We start from the raw sequence: 18,189 nt of genomic DNA, 5'->3' as shown, positions 1-18,189 counted from the left end.
GAAACAAGTTCCCTATGCGCTTTTCAATGATGGCGGTTCTGATGTTCATGGCGCTGGGCATTGGCTGCTCTGCTTCGGCGCAAACCCCGGGCTGCGATGCCAACCAGGCTGCAATGAATCGTTGCGCAGGCCAGCAACTGGCGACACTGGATGCGGAGCTGAACAAGCAATACAAGGCACAAATGGCGTACTTGCAGACGCCTGAGAAGAAGCAGGCGTTCAAGGCTGCGCAGCAGAAGTGGATTGCTTTCCGTGATGCGGATTGTATGTATCAGGTAGGCAAGGCTGAGGATTCCGGCTCGATGTGGCCGCTGCAGCAATCCCGGTGTATGGCGGAGCAGACCAGGGTGCGCGTCGAGCAGTTGAAACAGTATGCGGCGTGCCGTCAGGAAGGCTGCCCGAACTGAAGTCGGGCGCGCGATAAGCGGGGCGGTGACGGTTTCGATGCGGTGACCAAGCCCTCTGTAGGATCCAACTTGTTGGCGAGGCGGTGTGTCAGGCAATGATGCTTTTCTGGCATGCCCCCCTCGTGAACAAGTTCACTCCTACAGGGAGATGGTGCCCCGTTGAATCAGATCGCTGCGAAGCGCTGATTCAGATAATCAATGATCACCTTGGACTCATACATCCAAGTGGTCTTGCCATCTTCTTCGATGCGCAGGCAGGGCACTTTGATCTTGCCGCCCTGATCAAGCAGGGTCTGGCGATCCTGTTCGTTGTTTTTTGCATCATGCAGCGCAACCGGGACATTGAGCTTGTGCAAGGTGCGCCGGGTTTTGACGCAGAACGGGCAGGCATTGAACTGATACAGGCTCAGATTCTTTGCTGACTGCTCGACGGCAGCCTGGGCCTCGGGCGTGCGTTTTTTCTTCGCCGGGCGGGTGATGAAGTCGCCGAAGATCACCAGTTGGCCAAGACCAACCCTCAAAGCTTTTATAAACACGTGAAGACCTCGCGAGAAACAGGCGGGAACGTATCGCCCTGCCCGGCGAGTGGTCAGCCGGGCAGGGCGTCGGTCACTTGATGAGGCTGAGGAACTCGCTGCGGGTGGCAGCGTTGTCGCGGAACTCCCCGAGCATCACTGAAGTGATCATCGACGAGTTCTGCTTTTCGACACCGCGCATCATCATGCACATGTGTTTGGCTTCAATAACTACCGCAACGCCAAGCGCACCCGTCACTTGCATTATCGCTTCGGCGATCTGACGGCTGAGGTTTTCCTGGATCTGCAGGCGGCGGGCATACATGTCCACAATGCGTGCGACCTTGGACAGACCCAGTACCTTGCCATTGGGGATATACGCAACGTGCGCCTTGCCAATGAACGGCAACAGGTGATGCTCGCACAGCGAATACAATTCGATGTCCTTGACCATCACCATTTCGCTGGCGTCGGAGCTGAACAGGGCACCATTGGTGACCTCTTCCAGCGTTTGCTGATAACCGCGACACAGATACTGCATTGCCTTGGCAGCGCGTTTGGGAGTGTCGAGCAGACCTTCGCGGGAAACGTCTTCCCCCAGTTGGCCAAGGATCGCGGTGTAGTTCTGTTCCAGTGTCACAGGGGTTGTTCCGTAAAAGGTAATGCTGTCCGCAGCGGTACCGTGTCGATAACCAACATTTGCACGACATGGCCAGGCTGATCAGCAAGAAATGCAGGGCAAGCCTGCGTTGCGCGACATAGTAACGTAGGACAGGCGGCAATTGTATCGCTTGATGTGGGTAGGTTGCCTTCCAGACCGCTTTCACGGGGTCACGGCAGTCTTGTGGGGAGACGATTGCTACTTGATATTGGGCAACAGTCGTACTTCCACGCGTTGTCCCAAAGCACGTGCTGCACTGGCCAGGGTTGCCAGAGTCATCCCCGCGTCGCTCTCATCAAGGGCGCGGTCCACCACTGTCCGGCTGGTATGCATCCGCTCGGCGAGGTCTTTTTTGGTAACTTTCTGAAGCCTCATCGTTTCTGCAAGCTGCCAGGATATGACTCGTTTCAGTGCCGCAGCGGTGACTTCTTCAACAAGATCCTGTTCCGCAAGAAAATCGTCGAAGTCAGATCCTACGTTCTTGTTCATCATTGGCTCCTCATAGCCGCGACTTGCGCTGTCGTGCAGTCGTTAAATCCGTTGAAGGTGTCTTCTGGCTTTTTTGATGAAGCCGTGAAGCAATACCATTTCGCAAGCTGTGACCGTGAACAGTACCCGGGCGATGGTATCGCCAAGCTCAACCCTGACCTCCCAGAGCCCGGCTTCAAGCTTTCGAACAACGGGCATACCCATCGGCCATCCGAGTTGGACGGCTTTTATATCAATCCCGATCAGTCGCCTGTGCTGGCGCGTTAGATTTGATAGCCATTCACGAACCGGCTCATTGCCAGCGTCTGTGCAGAAGAAACGTACGGCGAGAACAGGTGTGTCATCAGGCATGAGGATGCAGTGTACCGAAATAGGTGCATATGGCAATGGTGGAAGGCTTGCGGGTGCCTACTGTAGTCACTGATGATTAGAGCTGGTGGTAGATATGTATCCAACCGCTTACCAAGCCCCTACCAACCCGCAACAGAAATAAAGCCACACGCGCTGTCTGAACGAGCAGGTAACAAATACCTGTCGCATGAGAGAGTGAAGTGATGTTCGGTCGAATGGTAAAAGTGGCAATGGTGGTTGCAGTGCTGTCTACAGTTTCAGGCTGTTGGCCGTTCTGGGGTCCAGGCGGACCCGGTGGGCATGGAGGCGGTGGTGGGCATGGCGGCGGCGGTCACTATGAAGGTGGCGATCGCGGCGGTCCTGGGGGCGGCGGTCCGGGCGGGCGTCCGTAACGATCCCCGTAGTTGATTCTGGCTGCGACGGATTACTCGTCGCGGCCTTCCATCATGGTCCGCTTGAGGATCACGTAAACCGCTCCCGCGCCGCCATGTTTTGCCTGGCACGAACAGAAGCCCAATACCTGCGGATGTTGCCGTAGCCATGTGTTGACGTGGCTTTTGATCATAGGACGCTTGCCGTCCAGCCGCACAGCCTTGCCATGGGTGACACGCACGCAGCGGATTTCCAGTTTTGTCGCCTCGGCGAGAAACTCCCACAGGGTTTCCCGTGCGACCTCGACGGTCATGCCATGCAAATCCAGACTGCCCTCGAAGCTGATCTGGCCAAGCTTCAGCTTGCGCATCTGGCCTTCCTGCACGCCATCGCGGGACCAGCTCAACACATCCTCCGGCCCGACATCGATCACGAACTGATCCGATAGCCCGTCGACTGTCACTGAATCGGTACGCACCGTCGCGGACTGACGCAGTCTGGCCAGGAGTTTACGGTCGGTCTTGGGTTTGCCTACATCGGCATATTCTTGCTTGATGGGCTTAACGCCACGCAACTCGTTTTTGAACAGGGAAAAATCGTCGTCTTGCATGTCAGCCTCCGCGAAGAAGGCTAGTTTAACCAAGTCGCGGTGTGAGCGGTGGTGTGATCCACATATAGGTCGTGGGACCGGCTTTAGCCGGGAAGAGGCCGGTACAGGCAGTGATGATGTGGCGTCAGGAATGCTGCCTTCCCGGCTGAAGCCGGTCCCACGTGCAAGCGTGTTTGCCGAAAAAGTTCTTCAGTCCTGCTTCTTCATCAAGTGCGGTGACATGTTCAGACCGTTTATGCGGCGGCGACCTACACGGCAGCGACGCCATAGCCAGATGCCGACGTAGAGCACCAACAAGCCACCGAACACTACCAGCGCTGCGCCCAGCGGGCTGGCGTTAAGTTCACCCAGCACCTGAGGTCGACCAATCAGGCTGGAAACACCCGCCATAGCCAGCAACACGCCGAAAGTCGCCAACAGAGCTGCAATGGCCGAACCAATGCGCACGCCCCAACTGCCCGATCCTTTTGGACGCAGGCGACGGGCGTCAAAACCGTCGGATACTTTCATTCCTATTTTCCTCCAGAGTATCGGGGTCTGACCCGGACAGTCGGCCGCTGGTTCCCGGAGGCGGGGGATTCAAGGCAAATGGCGGGTATTAATGGATAGGCGGTAATGTGAACAGCGTCACATGACCGCGAATGCAGCGACTGGCGTATGGCCGCCCGCGTGGCATGAAGCACTCCGGCGTGGAGCGATGATGCTCGTAGCCGGGCGGGGCGCATGGGGGTTGGTTTCTAGCGGTTCAGATCAGGTCTTTGGTCAGGGCCAGGGTCGCGAAGTTATCGTTCATGATCGCCATTTCAGTGCGATGAACGATGTGGGCGCTGACCACCCCGTCGGGGCTTGGCAGGTCGCGTGTTGCGCAGGCATCGTCTACCAGAGTGCAACGGTAGCCGTAATCCTTCGCTGCCCTTACGGTCGTGCTGATACTCGAATGGCTCATGAAGCCGCAAACGATAAGGTCCAGATGACCAAGGCTTTGCAACAAGTCGTCAAGGCCGGTGCCGTTGAACGCGTTGGGCAGACGTTTTTCAACCACGCGTTCGTCTTCCAGTGGCTTCAACTCGGGCATGAACTCACCGCGCTCACCCTGCGGGTCGAACAGGCCGCCGACAGTACCGAGATGGCGGATGTGCACAACCGGGCATTTGCCGGCACGGGCCGCCGCCACCAGTTTGCAGATGTTGGCTGCTGCTTCGTTAACGCCGGTCAGGGCCAGCGGACCACTGAGATATTCTTTCTGGGCATCGATAATAATCAGCGTGGCATTACTCAAAGTGGCCGCTGCGTAGCCACGGCCGCTGAGTTGAAACATAGTCTTTGGATCGGACATCTGGGGCTCCTTTGTGTGGGGCTTTTGCGTCATTCTCCTCCGCCTGAACGGTTCTGTGAATGGCGACGGTGAGAAGCTCCGGTTTCTCTGGCCTGTAGCGGCGTTGATCAATCTGGGCGGTTAGCATTATGCCTTGATTGAAATGCCACGTATCCAAAACCATCGTCGAACGTGAGCCGGGTCGCGAATGGCGTTCGGGCATCGTGTGTTGCAGTCATGGCTGCTAGAATCCCGGAACGTATTCCAAGGAGCTTGCCCCCGTGATCACATCCCGCTTGCGCACCGTGCGCGACCATATCCGTTGGGCGGTCAGTCGCTTTCATCAGGAAGACCTGTTTTTCGGTCATGGAACTGACAATGCCTGGGACGAGGCGCGCCAGTTGGTGCTGGGCGCGTTGCACCTGCCTTGGGAAATTGCCGACAGCTATCTGGATTGCCGTCTGGAGCTTGATGAGATTTCGGAGCTTCAGCGCCTGATCTCCCGGCGCATTGACGCACGCGTGCCGACCCCGTATTTGCTGGGCGAGGCATGGTTCTGCGGTATGTCGTTCATTGTCGATGAGCGTGTACTGATCCCGCGGTCACCGATTGCCGAGCTGATCGAGAACCACTTTGCCCCTTGGCTGGCTGACGAACCGGCGCGCATTCTCGACCTGTGCACCGGTTCCGGCTGTATCGGTATCGCCTGTGCTGACGAGTTCCCTGACGCGGAAGTGGTATTGGCTGACTTGTCTTTTGAAGCGCTGGAAGTTGCCAACCAGAACATCGAGCGTCACGGTGTTGATCAGAGGGTTTACACCGTTCAGGGCGATGGCTTTGACGGCTTGCCGGGTCAGCGCTTCGACCTGATCGTCTCCAACCCGCCTTACGTCGATTCCGAAGATTTCGCAGACATGCCGGACGAATACCAGCATGAGCCGGAACTGGCCCTGGCCTGTGGCAGTGACGGTCTTAACCTGGTGCGCCGGATGTTGAGCCAGGCGGCGAATCATCTGACCGAAAAAGGTCTGTTGATCGTTGAAGTGGGTAACAGTCAGGTTCACGTCCAGGCGTTGTACCCGGAAGTCGAGTTTGCGTGGCTGGATTTCATGCGCGGTGGTCACGGCGTATTCATGCTCAGCGCAGCCCAGTGTCGAGAGCATCAAGCGCTGTTTGAATCGCGGGTCTGATGACTGTTCAAGGCCTGAAGGCGCTCGCGATGAGCGCCTTCAGTTTGGAGAGCTATTCAGTTTTGAAGGCTAGCGGTGGGTTGCGATCCAGATCAGCAATCCGGCCTGGAACACTGCAAAAGTCACCAGGCAGGCAATAGTGAAGCGCAGGCCACTGTCTTCACGCTTGTATTTGCCGACTCGATCCTCATGCTGACGGATCGCAACTTCTTGCTCGATCATCTTCTTCTCGGCGTTTTCCAGCATCTGTGAGGCTTCGAGAATTTCGATGATCTGAATCTTGTCGTTGTTCCAGGTGCTGTGCAGATTGCCGACCGGGACTTCCTTGAAACTGCCTTTCATGTGCTGCGCGTCGGCGTAGGCGACTTCGAAGCCCTGGGTTTTCAGGAAATGATCGCGGCGCAGGCGAGTGTCTTCGTTCAGCCCGTCCTTGCTCGGCAGGGCGAAGGTTTCGACTTTATAGGTCGACCATTTTTTCTGCGCCCAGTGAATGCCCTGAGCGATCAGAAAACGGCCGATACCCCGGTTCCAGGGCTCGATCTGCAAGCCCGAGTCCGGTCCGAAGCGTACGATATGCTTTTCGTGATCGACCCAGACATCCAGATGGTTCTGTTCACGCCGCACCCGTTGCCCTGGCAACTGGATGCTCAGGCGCAGCAGGCTCACCTCTTTGCTATGGCGCTCGGCACGGCCAAACTGGACAAAGCGCAACGGCCGGCCACCCGTGGCCCGGTCGGTCTGTAGTGGGGCCAGACGCAACATCACAAAATGCTCTGGCTTGACTTCGTCCCACAGCTGCGCAGGCGCCGGAGCTTCAGCTTCGGCGACTGAAGTATTTTCAGTGGTTTCGGGTAACGCGTTCGTTTCAGTCATGTTCACGGCGATCCTGTCCTTGACCCTGTGCAGCAAACACAGAGCCAGCAATCACGTATCGGCCGTTTTTCCGAGTCCTGAAGGGGCGTCAGGATTCCTGACGCCAATTTCCCACGGTCATGCCTTAGGCAGGCCGTCGATAAAGCGCAGAATTCGCGTGGACAGCTCACTGGCTAGAGGCAGTTGCGGATTTTTGTAGGACTCCAGTTGCTGCTTGATGTCGTCCGGTACGATGCGCAACACGTGATTCATGCCCTCTATCAGGGCCAGTTCGGCATCGGGTTTGGCTTGCTTCAACAGCTCTGCATCGCCGACACCGACCTGGATGTCGTTTCGACCCTGGACGATAAGCGCTGGAACTTTCAATTTGCCGAACGCGGCAGCCGGGGCCTGGCGGAACAAAGAAATCAGATACGGCTGCACGCTGGGGCGGAACACCACTTCCAGCTCGTCCGGAACATCGTTGTCGGTCTTGCCTGCCTTGATTTCATCAATCAACTGATTGCTGCGCAGCAGCAGAGGCGGAGGCAGGCGCTCTTGCAGTTGTTCGCGCAATACTTCATCCACCGGACGACCTGTACCTGCTACCGAGATCACCGCAGCGGCACCGGCTTTTTCAGCCGCCAGTGATGCAACCAGTGCCCCTTCGCTGTGACCCAGCAGGATCAACTGACCCAGACGCGGGTCCGTCTTGAGTTTCTGGCCCCATGCTTCGGCATCGGCAACATAAGCCTCGATGCTCAGATTGCGCTCATCAGGAGTAGCGGCCTTGCTCGCGGCGACGCCGCGTTTGTCATAACGCACGCTGGCGATGTTGTTTCTGGCGAGGGTGCGCGCCAGAAGTTTCATGCTGTCGTTACGCCCGCCGTCGGGGTTATTGCCATCGCGGTCAGTAGGACCCGAGCCAGCAATAATCAATACCACCGGTACGGGCGTAGCGGATTTGGGCAGCAATAAGGTGCCGGACAGCTCACCCGTCGCGGTTTGCAGAACGATGGGGCGCTGCAGGACAGATGGGGTGGCAGCGTGGGCAAGCCCGGTGAGCAGGGGAAGGATCAAAGCGATAACGCGTAGCATCGTTGGGCCACTATCTGATGGGATGCCGATTGGACGCGGCCAGACGGATAAGGTTCGAGGATGAACTACACGAGCAGCCTGCGTATACTGGCGGGCTTGTTTATATCGACCTGGTTTTTTCGCTGATTTATCGGAGCGTCCGCATGTCCGGCAACACCTTCGGCAAGCTGTTCACTGTCACCACTGCCGGCGAAAGCCATGGTCCGGCGCTGGTTGCTATCGTTGACGGCTGCCCGCCGGGCCTTGAGCTGTCGCTGCAAGACCTGCAAGTCGATCTGGATCGGCGCAAGCCCGGCACCAGCCGCCACACGACCCAGCGTCAGGAAGCCGATGAGGTGGAAATCCTCTCGGGTGTCTTCGAGGGCAAAACCACCGGGACCTCCATTGGGTTACTGATTCGTAACACTGATCAGAAGTCCAAGGATTACTCGGCCATCCAGGCCCAGTTCCGTCCGGCCCACGCCGATTACACCTATTACCACAAATACGGCGTTCGCGATTATCGCGGCGGCGGTCGCAGTTCGGCGCGGGAAACAGCCATGCGTGTCGCGGCCGGTGCCATCGCCAAAAAGTACCTGGCGAAGATGGGCATCGTAGTGCGCGGTTACATGAGCCAGCTCGGGCCCATCGAAATCCCGTTCAAGACCTGGGATTCGGTAGAGGAGAATGCGTTCTTCTGTCCTGATCCTGCCAAGGTTCCGGAACTGGAAGCCTATATGGACCAGTTGCGCCGTGATCAGGATTCGGTCGGTGCAAAAATTACCGTCGTTGCCGAAGGCGTTATGCCAGGGCTGGGCGAGCCGGTCTTCGATCGTCTGGATGCTGATCTGGCTCATGCGCTGATGAGCATCAACGCGGTCAAGGGTGTGGAGATCGGTGCCGGTTTTGCCAGCGTTGCCCAACGCGGCACCGAGCACCGCGACGAGCTGTCGCCCGCCGGTTTCCTGTCGAACAATTCCGGCGGGATTCTCGGCGGTATCTCCTCAGGCCAGCCAATTGTGGCGCATCTTGCGCTGAAACCGACTTCCAGCATCACTACGCCAGGTCACTCCATTGATGTTCACGGCAATCCGGTGGATGTAATTACCAAGGGCCGACACGACCCGTGCGTAGGCATCCGTGCCACGCCTATCGCCGAAGCCATGATGGCCATCGTGTTGCTGGATCATCTGCTGCGTCATCGCGGTCAGAACGCCGATGTCCGGGTTACCACGCCTGTGCTGGGTCAGCTGTAATGCTCGAGGGCGTTGCTGCTGCCAAGGCCAACTGACGTGACGCACCCCCCGGCTGGACAGCTGCCTTATTGGCGGCTGTCCAGCTTTTACGTTTTTTACTTCGCCTTGCTCGGCTCTACCGCGCCATTCCTGCCGTTGTATTTCAGCCATCTCGGCTTCTCCAGCGCGCGTATAGGGGAACTGGTTGCGATCCCGATGCTGATGCGTTGCCTTGCGCCGAATGTGTGGGGTTGGCTTGGGGATTACACCGGCCGCCGACTGGTCATCGTGAGACTTGGCGCTATGTGCGGGTTGCTCGCGTTTTCCCTGATTCTGGTTAAGCAAAGCTACGCCTGGCTGGCGATGGTCATGGCCCTGCATGCGTTCTTCTGGCATGCCATCCTGCCGCAATTCGAAGTCATCACCCTGGCGCACCTGCGTGGTCAGACGTCCCGCTACAGCCAGATCCGGCTGTGGGGCTCCATCGGTTTCATCCTGACAGTCGTGGGCGTGGGACGGCTATTCGAGAGCTTGAGCCTCGACTATTTCCCCGCTGTATTGGTCGCAATCATTGTCGCGATTGTCATCAGCAGTTGGTGGATTCCCAATGCTCAGCCGGTGGTGTCGACGACGCACCCGGAAAACGGTGGCTTTTTCCGACAATTGACCCGGCCCGGTGTGCTGGCCTTCTACGCCTGCGTCGGGCTCATGCAAATGAGCCACGGGCCGTATAACACGTTCCTGACCCTGCATCTGGAACAACTGGGTTACGGTCGTGGCTTGATCGGAATGCTCTGGGCAGTAGGCGTCGTCGCGGAAGTGTTGATGTTCATGGCCATGAGTCGGGTATTACAGCGTTTCTCGGTACGGCAGGTACTCCTGACCAGCTTTTTGCTGGCGTCGTTGCGCTGGTTGTTGCTGGGTAATCTTGCGGATCATCTGGTGGTGTTGCTGTTTGCCCAGTTAATGCACGCCGCGACGTTCGGCAGTTTTCACGCCACTGCCATCCATTTCGTGCAACGTAGCTTCGGTGCGCAGCAACAGGGGCAGGGGCAGGCGCTTTATGCCGCATTGGCGGGCACGGGCGGCGCATTGGGTGCACTTTACTCCGGTTACACCTGGAACTTCCTTGGGGCTGGCTGGACATTTACTATCGCCAGTGCTGCGGCGCTGGCCGCTGCCGTGATGGCGGCTACACGAATGAAAGAGGAGCGGGCATGAGCCGCGAACAACTGAGTCAGGCAATCATCGACGCCGGCCGTTTTCTGTACGGTCGTGGCTGGTCACCGGCTACCAGCAGTAATTACTCGGCGCGGTTGTCTGCTACTGAAGTGCTGCTGACCGTGTCGGGGAAACACAAGGGCCAGTTGGGCATCGACGATGTGCTGGCGACGGATCTTGACGGTAATAGCCTGGAGCCCGACAAGAAGCCGTCTGCGGAAACCTTGCTGCACACGCAACTGTACAGTTGCAGACCGGAAGTCGGCGCGGTGCTGCACACCCATTCGGTCAATGCGACAGTATTGTCGCGTCTGACCGAGGCCGATCACCTGGTGTTTGAAGATTACGAGCTGCAAAAGGCTTTCAGTGGCGTCGTGACCCATGAATCCCGGGTTGTGGTACCTATTTTCGACAATGATCAGGATATCGCGCGCCTGGCGGCCAAAGTGCAGCCCTGGCTTGATGCGAACACTGATTGCGCGGGCTACCTGATTCGCGGCCATGGTTTATATACTTGGGGTGCGAAGATGAGCGATGCACTGCGGCAGATCGAGGCGTTCGAGTTCCTCTTTGAATGTGAACTCAAAACCCTCGCCATACTGAACCGATAACGTTTTAGTCTTCAGCCTGAGCGATCTGCAAAAAGTCGCAGGGCAAACTGAACCGAGCCGAACCGAACTGAGGAGCGCCGCCATGAGCAGCCTGTATGTTTATCACCAGTCCAGCCCTGAGCAGCCAGATAAAGTCTTGACCCATGTCGAGGACATCGCCTCGACCCTGGCCGAGCATGGCGTCGGCTTTGACCGCTGGCAGGCGGCGACGCCGATCACGCCGGGTGCCAGCCAGGAAGACGTGATCAATGCCTACCGGGTACAAATCGACAAGCTCATGACCGAGCGCGGCTATGTCACTGTGGATGTGATCAGCCTCAACAGTGATCACCCGCAAAAAGCCGAATTGCGCGCAAAGTTTCTCGATGAGCATCGTCATTCCGAGGACGAGGTGCGTTTCTTCGTCGCCGGGCGCGGCTTGTTCACTTTGCATATTGGTGAGTATGTCTACGCCGTGCTGTGCGAAAAGAACGACCTGATTTCGGTTCCAGCGGGCACGCCGCACTGGTTCGACATGGGTGAGAACCCGCATTTCGTCGCGATCCGCCTGTTCAATAACACTGAAGGCTGGGTTGCGAACTTCACCGGCGAGAAGATTGCCAGCCAATTTCCGCAGCTTGACGATTTATAGGGTTCAGTTAATGACAATCAAAGCGGTCCTGACTGACATCGAAGGCACCACCAGCGCCGTCAGTTTTGTGTTCGACGTGTTGTTCCCATACGCGGCAAAGCATTTGCCGGATTTTGTCCGTCAGCAGGCCTCACGCCCTGATGTCGCCGCGCAGCTGCAAAAGGTGCGCGAAGACAGCGCGCAGCCGGATGCCGACGTCGAGCGGGTCATCGAGATTCTCCTGGGCTGGATTGCTGAAGATCGCAAGGCCACACCACTCAAGGCGCTGCAAGGCATGGTCTGGGAGCAGGGGTACAACGCCGGTCAGCTCAAAGGCCATGTTTATCCTGATGCGGTGGACGCGCTCCAGCGCTGGCATCAGCAAGGTTATGGGCTGTACGTTTATTCCTCCGGCTCGATTCAGGCGCAGAAGCTGATCTTCGGCTGCTCGGATGCGGGCGACCTGTCGGGCTTGTTCAGCAGTTATTACGACACCACCTCGGGGCCCAAGCGCGAAGAGCAGTCGTACCGCAACATCACCACGACCATTGGCTTGCCGGCTGGGGAAATTGTTTTCCTGTCGGACATCGTCGAAGAGCTGGATGCCGCCAAGACCGCTGGCATGGCCACCTGTGGCCTGGTACGTGACGGTGGCGAGTTGAAGGGGCACATCAACGTGGCCAGCTTCAGCGACATCGACCTGGCTGCATTCTAGTCGCGCAGTTCTGACTGCCATTGCAGAAGTGAGTCGCAGCTTCTACCAGTTGATTCAACCTGTTCAGCCGATATCAAGCCATCACGTGTAAGCCTCGTCCTGTTGAAAAGTAGGATGAGGCTTTTACTTGGGTACGTAATACCTGTTTGTTGCGAGTGTTGTTCTACGAAGCTTTTAATCGTGTAGTTTTCTGATTGATCCATCCCTGGCGCAGCCCAACTAACAATCATTCAAACCCTGCGCCGTGCCTGGACATAGGAGCGAACTGCGATGGGAAGTGCTGAATCAATCAACTCGAACGAGAATCCTCTCATACAACAAATGGTCAGGAGCATCCATGAACTGGACAGCAATCAGGCGATCGAGAATGCGCTGGACTGGTTACGCCAGGAGTGTCAGTGCGAAGGGGCGATATTTTGCCAGTTCAGGGGCTCAATGCTGCTGACGTTGGTGACCTCCAATATTGATCGCACCTGGAGTCAGCATTATCGACGTCAATTGCTGTTGATGGACGATCCGGTGGTCAATCACTACCGTGAACAATTGGGATTCATCGACTGGAAAGCTGCTTTCAAGCGCTATCCACCTACGGACAGCTTTATGCAGCACGTGGAAAAGCATGCGCTGACACCGGCATGTTCCTATGGGTACACCAGCCCCGCGCGCAGTTTTCAGGGCGTTACTTCGATTTGTTCACTTAACGGTTTGAGTCGACCACTCAAGGCGCCGGACATGTATTTATTATCCAGCCTGGTGCCGGTCCTGCATCTGGTGGGCCGAGGGACGAAGTTGCGTTCACGAGGGCTGAGCGACAAAGAAGTTGAAATTCTCGAATGGGCACGTGACGGCAAGACGGCTTGGGAAATCGCGACGATTCGACAAGTGTCCGAGGCGACGGTCAAATATCACTTCAGAAGTATCTACAGCAAACTTGGGGTGTCCAACAGGGCGCAGGCAGTAGGGGAGGCGTTGTGTCAGGGCATCATCAAGTGAGCAACAATCAGCCAAATACCTGTGTGGCAATCATGTTCCCTATAGGAGCGCGCCCTATGCCCATGACACACCGCTGTCGCGAAGAAAACATAGATCTGTAGGAGCTGCCGAAGGCTGCGATCGCGGTGTATCAGGAGAAATGCCTCGCAGCCTTCGGCAGCTCCTACAGAAAATGCATTTCAACCCACTAATTTGCTTTTCGGCGAACCATTGGGCTTGTATGGGCAAAGGTTCTGCCTCGCCAACAAGTCGTCTCCTGCAGGGGCTGGGTTTCGGCCGATCTGTCACCAAAGCAAAAAAAAGCCGTGAAAACCAATTGGCAATCACGGCTAAACAAAGGGAGCGAAGCGTTTGAATCAATACAGCGTGAAACGGGTAGTCAACATTCAAAATCAACGGGTGTGATAAGTCGGCAGGTCAAAGCGGTGCTGACTTTGCAGCATGGAAATCGCGGGCAGATCGCTTGCCTGGCCAGCCAGATCACGACGAATCGCGCTGATCACCCACTCAAGTTGCACTGGAGTGTGCAACTGAGCGTAGGAAATTGAACGGCGGATCTGTTTACCTTCGCTATTACGCAACGACAACAGCACACCGCCATCCGGGCGGGCTTGAGTGGTCACGTCGAATTCGGAAAATACGGAAGCGAATTTTTCTTGAATAAAAGTCATGTCTAGCGGCTCCATTGCTCATGGGATAACAAGCTTGGTAGTACTAGTGCAGTGACTGTGCCAGTCTTGGCGTTCTAAAAAAAACGTTTAAAAACAACATCTTATAAATATTTTATTTTTTCATATTCGTGCAATATGCATGAATGGCTATCGGGCATCCTGCATTTTGCGGTTTTTTTCAGGTTTTTTTTTGCGGCGAGGGAACTTTGCTGCGCGGGGCAGAAAGGATTCAGCGGGATAGGTCGTGTCTTGTTTCGTGAATACTCCGACCGCGCAATCGGGTTTTTATTCGAGCAGCCAATAAAAAAGATGGGACGAACGTCTCATGGGTCGATGAATGGTGGTGCGCAATCGTGCATCTTGACCCCGGACGAACGCCTCTGGAGACTTGCGGTCATTAAATGCAAGGAGAGAGTTGCCGCACGGTCGCTCTGCTCATGCCTTATTTACTGCGGGAGTCACCCATGTCAGACCAGAACACCAGCCATCAACCTGTGCAAATGAACGACGAAGAAGCTTTGGAATTTGCCGAGCAGGTCTTTGATGTCGCTCGTCGCGGCGATGCAGTGATGCTGGAGAGGTTGCTGGAGAAGGGCCTTACGCCAAACTTGCGCAACCACAAAGGCGACACGCTATTGATGCTCGCCAGTTACCACTGCCATCAGGATGCCGTGCAGGTTTTGCTCAGATACAACGCTGATCCCGAAATTCGTAACGACAATGGTCAGAGCCCGATTGCGGGGGCTGCATTCAAAGGTGATCTCGACGTCGTCAAATTGCTGGTCGAGGGCGGCGCTGAAATCGAAGGTGCTTCGGCTGACGGCCGTACTGCACTGATGATGGCGGCGATGTTCAACCGCACGGCTATTGTCGATTACCTGATCAGCAAGGGCGCAAACCCTGATGCGCGTGATGCCAAGGGTGTTACGGCGCTGGCCGCTGCGCAGGCGATGGGGGCCGCAGATACTACCGAGCAACTGGCTCGGCTCGCTGGCTGATTGCATTACTGGCGTAAGTGATAGAGGCGCGAAGGAATTGTCGGTATCCTTCGCGCCTTTATTTTGCTCGTGATCAGGATCTCCATGAAGAATCAACTCATCGAATTAATCAGCAAAATCAGTTCGGGTTGCATGGGTGAGCAGGAGATTGAGCGTATTGCCGATGAGGCTGCACAGGCCTATGCGGATCCTTCGGCGTTTCTGGCCGCCAACCCCGATATCAATTACGACGATACGTTTCCGATCCCGTTAGGCGAGTGGGTCGTGGTGGGCAGCTTGCCGGATACGGTGCTGTTTCAGGCCGACACCTACATGGACCTGTTTGCGCAGATCGTCGAGTCGTTCGGCAAAGACGTGGCGTTCAATATCAAACCCAAGCAATTGGCCAAGGTTGAGGCGCTGACCGCGCTCAATCGCATCCAGATTCAGTTGGGCAGCATGAACAAGGAAAACGGTGGCTACGTGTTGATGAATTTCAGCCAGCCGCTGGATGATGAGCTGCAGGCCGTACTCGTTTATGGGAACGATCAGGCTCGTGTACTTGAGTTGTGCGCGGCACTGAACATTCAGGCAGCGCCTGCACTGGAAGCGCTGCGCAGCCTTTAAGGGCCTAGCCCAGCGCCGTGTCGAGAAACATCATCACCGCAAAGCCGCCCATCAGCCCCAGGGTTGCTGAAGTTTGATGGCCATTGCGGTGGGTTTCCGGAATCACTTCATGAGACACCACGAAGATCATCGCTCCCGCAGCCAGCCCCAGGCTGACGGGATAAGCGATGGCAAAGCCGCTGGAAATCCCCACGCCGATCAGCGCGCCGACGGGCTCCATCAAGCCTGAGCCAACCGCCACCAGCATGGCCTTTATTGAAGACAGGCCCGTTACCCGCAACGCCAGAGCGATAGCCAGGCCTTCGGGAATGTCCTGAATCGCAATGGCGGTGGCCAGCGGTATCCCGACGTCCATGTCGCCATTGGCAAAACCGACGCCTATTGCCATGCCTTCTGGCAAGTTGTGCAGAGTGATTGCCAGCACGAACAGCCAGACCCGGTTGATGCGCTCGGAATGAGGGCCCTGACGGCCAACACTTTCGTGTTCGTGGGGGGTGAATTTATCCAGGCCAAGCATCAAAAGCACGCCCAGCCCAAGGCCGAGCACCACGGTGCCCGCAGCGAGTGGCCCGCTGTCGGTTATTTCACGAGCTGCCGCCAGACCCGGCAAGATCAGCGAAAACGAACTGGCGGCAAGCATCATCCCAGCGGCGAAGCCCAGCATCACATCCTGGGTGCGCTGAGCCACTTCCCTCAGTGCCACGGCAACGATTGCCCCCAATGCGGTCGCCGCGAAACCTGCTGTCCCACCGAGCAGCGCGTAATGCAGGTTGTCTTGATTAGTGCCGTAAAGAGCGTTGTAGCCGCTGGCAATAAAAAGCCCGAGAACGACCAGCACTACCAGCAAAAAACTCAGGCTGAGCAGGGGAGTGGACTGAGCCTGGGCTAACCATGAAGCCCAAAGTGATCTTGGTTGTGCGGGTGTTTGCATGACTGGGCGACCTGTCTGAAAAATCTGAAGGCCAATGTTTAAATAAATGACCTGATCCGATTCGGAACCTGCAAATATGCTGTTGGTTCAACGGAACGCTTTAGGAAAGCCACTATCCTAAGGGTCAAGTATTCAATCTGGAGCAATATCATGGGTTCGACGTTTAATGGTTTGGTAGGGCTGATCATTCTGGCTCTTGATATCTGGGCCATCATCCACGTTTTGAAGAGCGGGGCCGAAACCGGGATCAAGATACTCTGGGTACTGCTGATCGCATTGCTGCCTGTGCTGGGGCTGATCATCTGGGCTGTTGCCGGCCCGCGGGGTAATGTGCGGATTTGATGTCTGCTTGTGGATTCAAGCCCTGTATTGGCATCACGCTGTAAACGAGTGAACTGTAGGAGCTGCCGAAGGCTGCGATAGTGGTGTGTCAGGTTAAACGCTTCGCAGCCTTCGGCAGCTCCTACAAAATGCGCATCTTCAGACTCAGGGGTTTTTTAACAGAACCCAGGGTTTTCAGTGATTGCGTCACCCAAGGTTCGACCTGTCATCGTTCGCGACGTAGAATGCGCGCCTTTCTTATGGGCGGCTGGCCGTCCTGTTTTCAGCATTCATCAGGGACCTACCCATGAGCGATTATCAAGAAACGTTGTACGAGGGTTACGGCCAGCGCTTTCGCATTGAGAAAATGCTTCACGAAGTGCGCACTGAGCATCAGCATCTGGTGATTTTCCAGAACCCGCGCATGGGCCGGGTCATGGCGCTGGATGGCGTGATCCAGACCACTGAAGCTGACGAGTTCATCTACCACGAGATGCTGACCCACGTGCCGATCCTGGCTCATGGCGCGGCCCGTCGTGTATTGATCATCGGCGGAGGTGATGGCGGCATGCTGCGTGAAGTGGCCAAGCACGACACCGTCGAGCACATCACCATGGTCGAAATCGACGGCACCGTGGTGGAAATGTGCAAGGAGTTCCTGCCAGAACATTCCAAGGGTGCATTCGATGACTCGCGCCTGAATCTGGTGATCGACGACGGCATGCGGTTTGTCGCGACCACTGAAGAAAAGTTCGACGTGATCATTTCCGACTCCACCGACCCGATTGGTCCGGGTGAAGTGTTGTTCTCGGAAAACTTCTATCAGGCCTGCCATCGCTGCCTGAACGAAGGCGGTATCCTGGTGACGCAAAACGGTACTCCGTTCATGCAGCTCAGCGGCGTGCAAACCACGGCCGGGCGCATGCGTGGCCTGTTCGCGGACTGGCATTTCTATCAGGCAGCGATTCCGACCTACATCGGTGGCGCAATGACGTTTGCATGGGGGGCAACTGATCCGGCATATCGCAAGTTGCCACTGGAGACCTTGCGTCAGCGTTTCGCAGGCAGCGGCATTGTTACGCGCTATTACAATCCTGAGGTGCACATCGGCGCGTTCGCATTGCCGCAGTATGTCTTGCAGGCTGTGAACAAACCGAGCAACGACTGACCTCTCCGACGGTTACGCAGGCTTCTTCTATCACGGAGCGAAGCCTGCGTAACGTTTGACGGCACTCATTGCCGTCGATTCGCTACTACAAAATTTTCACGCACCGTCATTGAAAATTGCGCGCGCTTTTCAGCCGTTCGCGATGGGTAATTGTGTGGCCGGGTTTTATTATTCTGGCTTTTCCTCTCACTTCTCACCCGACTTCCTACCGCTGAAGGTAAAACATCTGTCTTGCATCGCTGCTAAATCCTGGGCGATCACGTAAGATTT

22 protein-coding genes and 1 pseudogene are annotated in these 18,189 nt (G+C 56.4%); 12 read left to right on the top strand and 11 right to left on the bottom strand.

Going from position 1 to position 18,189, the window contains the following annotated elements; translation table 11 throughout:
- The first annotated feature begins 14 nt into the window (after positions 1–14).
- Positions 15–407: a lysozyme inhibitor LprI family protein gene (locus CKW31_RS21190; RefSeq protein WP_095099605.1), complete on the top strand. Its 393-nt coding sequence runs from the start codon at positions 15–17 to the stop codon at positions 405–407.
- 164 nt (positions 408–571) lie between these two features.
- On the opposite strand, the gene CKW31_RS21185 is transcribed toward CKW31_RS21190, so the two are convergent.
- The 7 genes and pseudogenes from CKW31_RS21185 to CKW31_RS21150 form a co-directional block, all read right to left on the bottom strand.
- Entirely contained in the window at positions 572–943 is a 372-nt protein-coding gene (locus tag CKW31_RS21185) for a glutathione S-transferase N-terminal domain-containing protein (protein WP_176469938.1), read from the bottom strand.
- A gap of 73 nt (positions 944–1,016) precedes the next feature.
- Positions 1,017–1,562: a GTP cyclohydrolase I FolE gene (gene folE, locus CKW31_RS21180; RefSeq protein ID WP_095099602.1), complete on the bottom strand. Its 546-nt coding sequence runs from the start codon at positions 1,560–1,562 to the stop codon at positions 1,017–1,019.
- Between the two features lie 219 nt (positions 1,563–1,781).
- A complete protein-coding gene (locus CKW31_RS21175; RefSeq protein WP_095099599.1) occupies positions 1,782–2,072 on the bottom strand; it encodes an XRE family transcriptional regulator in 291 nt (96 codons plus the stop codon).
- A gap of 10 nt (positions 2,073–2,082) precedes the next feature.
- Positions 2,083–2,423, bottom strand: a pseudogene (locus CKW31_RS21170) (type II toxin-antitoxin system RelE/ParE family toxin).
- Between the two features lie 424 nt (positions 2,424–2,847).
- The gene (locus tag CKW31_RS21160) at positions 2,848–3,405 is read right to left on the bottom strand and encodes a Smr/MutS family protein (RefSeq protein ID WP_095099596.1); all 558 of its coding nucleotides are present in this window, start codon (positions 3,403–3,405) and stop codon (positions 2,848–2,850) included.
- Between the two features lie 189 nt (positions 3,406–3,594).
- Positions 3,595–3,915, bottom strand: a complete 321-nt coding sequence (locus CKW31_RS21155) for a hypothetical protein (RefSeq protein WP_095099593.1) — start codon at positions 3,913–3,915, stop codon at positions 3,595–3,597.
- A 235-nt stretch (positions 3,916–4,150) separates the two neighbouring features.
- The gene (locus CKW31_RS21150; protein WP_027898896.1) at positions 4,151–4,741 is read right to left on the bottom strand and encodes a cysteine hydrolase family protein; all 591 of its coding nucleotides are present in this window, start codon (positions 4,739–4,741) and stop codon (positions 4,151–4,153) included.
- Between the two features lie 260 nt (positions 4,742–5,001).
- On the opposite strand from CKW31_RS21150, the gene prmB reads away from it, so the two are divergent.
- Complete coding sequence (gene prmB, locus CKW31_RS21145; RefSeq protein WP_095099591.1) at positions 5,002–5,910, top strand: 50S ribosomal protein L3 N(5)-glutamine methyltransferase; 909 nt, start codon at positions 5,002–5,004, stop codon at positions 5,908–5,910.
- A 69-nt stretch (positions 5,911–5,979) separates the two neighbouring features.
- Here prmB and CKW31_RS21140 read toward each other — a convergent pair whose 3' ends face one another.
- Both CKW31_RS21140 and CKW31_RS21135 read right to left on the bottom strand, forming a co-directional pair.
- Positions 5,980–6,783, bottom strand: a complete 804-nt coding sequence (locus CKW31_RS21140; RefSeq protein WP_095099589.1) for a hypothetical protein — start codon at positions 6,781–6,783, stop codon at positions 5,980–5,982.
- Between the two features lie 117 nt (positions 6,784–6,900).
- The gene (locus CKW31_RS21135) at positions 6,901–7,860 is read right to left on the bottom strand and encodes an alpha/beta hydrolase (protein ID WP_095099586.1); all 960 of its coding nucleotides are present in this window, start codon (positions 7,858–7,860) and stop codon (positions 6,901–6,903) included.
- Between the two features lie 143 nt (positions 7,861–8,003).
- Between CKW31_RS21135 and aroC the strand changes: the two genes are divergently transcribed.
- The 6 genes from aroC (at position 8,004) to CKW31_RS21105 (ending at position 13,224) form a co-directional block, all read left to right on the top strand.
- Positions 8,004–9,095, top strand: coding sequence for a chorismate synthase (gene aroC / locus CKW31_RS21130; protein WP_095099584.1), 1,092 nt, complete (start codon positions 8,004–8,006; stop codon positions 9,093–9,095).
- A 36-nt stretch (positions 9,096–9,131) separates the two neighbouring features.
- Positions 9,132–10,295 (top strand): MFS transporter, encoded by a 1,164-nt coding sequence (locus CKW31_RS21125; protein ID WP_095099582.1) that lies wholly within the window; start codon positions 9,132–9,134, stop codon positions 10,293–10,295.
- The gene (locus tag CKW31_RS21120) at positions 10,292–10,906 is read left to right on the top strand and encodes a methylthioribulose 1-phosphate dehydratase (protein ID WP_095099579.1); all 615 of its coding nucleotides are present in this window, start codon (positions 10,292–10,294) and stop codon (positions 10,904–10,906) included. Before CKW31_RS21125 ends, CKW31_RS21120 begins: the two co-directional genes overlap by 4 nt.
- Before the next feature lie 82 nt (positions 10,907–10,988).
- Positions 10,989–11,537, top strand: a complete 549-nt coding sequence (locus CKW31_RS21115) for an acireductone dioxygenase (RefSeq protein WP_095099577.1) — start codon at positions 10,989–10,991, stop codon at positions 11,535–11,537.
- Between the two features lie 10 nt (positions 11,538–11,547).
- Positions 11,548–12,231 (top strand): acireductone synthase, encoded by a 684-nt coding sequence (gene mtnC, locus CKW31_RS21110; protein WP_095099575.1) that lies wholly within the window; start codon positions 11,548–11,550, stop codon positions 12,229–12,231.
- A gap of 270 nt (positions 12,232–12,501) precedes the next feature.
- Positions 12,502–13,224 (top strand): LuxR family transcriptional regulator, encoded by a 723-nt coding sequence (locus CKW31_RS21105; RefSeq protein ID WP_095099572.1) that lies wholly within the window; start codon positions 12,502–12,504, stop codon positions 13,222–13,224.
- A 392-nt stretch (positions 13,225–13,616) separates the two neighbouring features.
- Here CKW31_RS21105 and CKW31_RS21100 read toward each other — a convergent pair whose 3' ends face one another.
- On the bottom strand, positions 13,617–13,895 hold the full coding sequence (locus CKW31_RS21100; protein WP_095099570.1) for a DUF3509 domain-containing protein: 279 nt from the start codon (positions 13,893–13,895) through the stop codon (positions 13,617–13,619).
- Between the two features lie 464 nt (positions 13,896–14,359).
- On the opposite strand from CKW31_RS21100, the gene CKW31_RS21095 reads away from it, so the two are divergent.
- Complete coding sequence (locus CKW31_RS21095) at positions 14,360–14,893, top strand: ankyrin repeat domain-containing protein (protein ID WP_176469937.1); 534 nt, start codon at positions 14,360–14,362, stop codon at positions 14,891–14,893.
- Positions 14,894–14,977: 84 nt separating this feature from the next.
- On the top strand, positions 14,978–15,499 hold the full coding sequence (locus CKW31_RS21090) for a hypothetical protein (RefSeq protein ID WP_095099567.1): 522 nt from the start codon (positions 14,978–14,980) through the stop codon (positions 15,497–15,499).
- A 4-nt stretch (positions 15,500–15,503) separates the two neighbouring features.
- Here the strand turns inward: CKW31_RS21090 and CKW31_RS21085 are convergent, their stop codons facing one another.
- Positions 15,504–16,430, bottom strand: coding sequence for a ZIP family metal transporter (locus tag CKW31_RS21085; protein WP_095099565.1), 927 nt, complete (start codon positions 16,428–16,430; stop codon positions 15,504–15,506).
- A gap of 150 nt (positions 16,431–16,580) precedes the next feature.
- Between CKW31_RS21085 and CKW31_RS21080 the strand changes: the two genes are divergently transcribed.
- Positions 16,581–16,772, top strand: coding sequence for a PLDc N-terminal domain-containing protein (locus tag CKW31_RS21080; protein WP_087267020.1), 192 nt, complete (start codon positions 16,581–16,583; stop codon positions 16,770–16,772).
- A gap of 286 nt (positions 16,773–17,058) precedes the next feature.
- On the top strand, positions 17,059–17,919 hold the full coding sequence (speE, locus tag CKW31_RS21075) for a polyamine aminopropyltransferase (RefSeq protein WP_095099563.1): 861 nt from the start codon (positions 17,059–17,061) through the stop codon (positions 17,917–17,919).
- Positions 17,920–18,189: the final 270 nt, after the last annotated feature.

This window comes from Pseudomonas sp. Irchel 3A5 (assembly GCF_900187575.1).
GTDB classification, from domain to species: domain Bacteria; phylum Pseudomonadota; class Gammaproteobacteria; order Pseudomonadales; family Pseudomonadaceae; genus Aquipseudomonas; species Aquipseudomonas folii.
Note: the sequence above shows the minus strand (reverse complement) of the source record. Positions and strands in the feature narration are given on the sequence as shown.

Excerpts from the sequence above, each read along its gene's own strand:
- CKW31_RS21190 (WP_095099605.1), top strand. The coding sequence starts at position 15 with ATGCGCTTTTCAATGATGGCGGTTCTGATGTTCATGGCGCTGGGCATT.
- CKW31_RS21175 (WP_095099599.1), bottom strand. The coding sequence starts at position 2,072 with ATGAACAAGAACGTAGGATCTGACTTCGACGATTTTCTTGCGGAACAG.
- CKW31_RS21160 (WP_095099596.1), bottom strand. The coding sequence starts at position 3,405 with ATGCAAGACGACGATTTTTCCCTGTTCAAAAACGAGTTGCGTGGCGTT.
- CKW31_RS21155 (WP_095099593.1), bottom strand. The coding sequence starts at position 3,915 with ATGAAAGTATCCGACGGTTTTGACGCCCGTCGCCTGCGTCCAAAAGGA.
- CKW31_RS21150 (WP_027898896.1), bottom strand. The coding sequence starts at position 4,741 with ATGTCCGATCCAAAGACTATGTTTCAACTCAGCGGCCGTGGCTACGCA.
- CKW31_RS21140 (WP_095099589.1), bottom strand. The coding sequence starts at position 6,783 with ATGACTGAAACGAACGCGTTACCCGAAACCACTGAAAATACTTCAGTC.
- CKW31_RS21135 (WP_095099586.1), bottom strand. The coding sequence starts at position 7,860 with ATGCTACGCGTTATCGCTTTGATCCTTCCCCTGCTCACCGGGCTTGCC.
- aroC (WP_095099584.1), top strand. The coding sequence starts at position 8,004 with ATGTCCGGCAACACCTTCGGCAAGCTGTTCACTGTCACCACTGCCGGC.
- CKW31_RS21120 (WP_095099579.1), top strand. The coding sequence starts at position 10,292 with ATGAGCCGCGAACAACTGAGTCAGGCAATCATCGACGCCGGCCGTTTT.
- CKW31_RS21115 (WP_095099577.1), top strand. The coding sequence starts at position 10,989 with ATGAGCAGCCTGTATGTTTATCACCAGTCCAGCCCTGAGCAGCCAGAT.
- mtnC (WP_095099575.1), top strand. The coding sequence starts at position 11,548 with ATGACAATCAAAGCGGTCCTGACTGACATCGAAGGCACCACCAGCGCC.
- CKW31_RS21105 (WP_095099572.1), top strand. The coding sequence starts at position 12,502 with ATGGGAAGTGCTGAATCAATCAACTCGAACGAGAATCCTCTCATACAA.
- CKW31_RS21100 (WP_095099570.1), bottom strand. The coding sequence starts at position 13,895 with ATGACTTTTATTCAAGAAAAATTCGCTTCCGTATTTTCCGAATTCGAC.
- CKW31_RS21095 (WP_176469937.1), top strand. The coding sequence starts at position 14,360 with ATGTCAGACCAGAACACCAGCCATCAACCTGTGCAAATGAACGACGAA.
- CKW31_RS21090 (WP_095099567.1), top strand. The coding sequence starts at position 14,978 with ATGAAGAATCAACTCATCGAATTAATCAGCAAAATCAGTTCGGGTTGC.
- CKW31_RS21085 (WP_095099565.1), bottom strand. The coding sequence starts at position 16,430 with ATGCAAACACCCGCACAACCAAGATCACTTTGGGCTTCATGGTTAGCC.
- CKW31_RS21080 (WP_087267020.1), top strand. The coding sequence starts at position 16,581 with ATGGGTTCGACGTTTAATGGTTTGGTAGGGCTGATCATTCTGGCTCTT.
- speE (WP_095099563.1), top strand. The coding sequence starts at position 17,059 with ATGAGCGATTATCAAGAAACGTTGTACGAGGGTTACGGCCAGCGCTTT.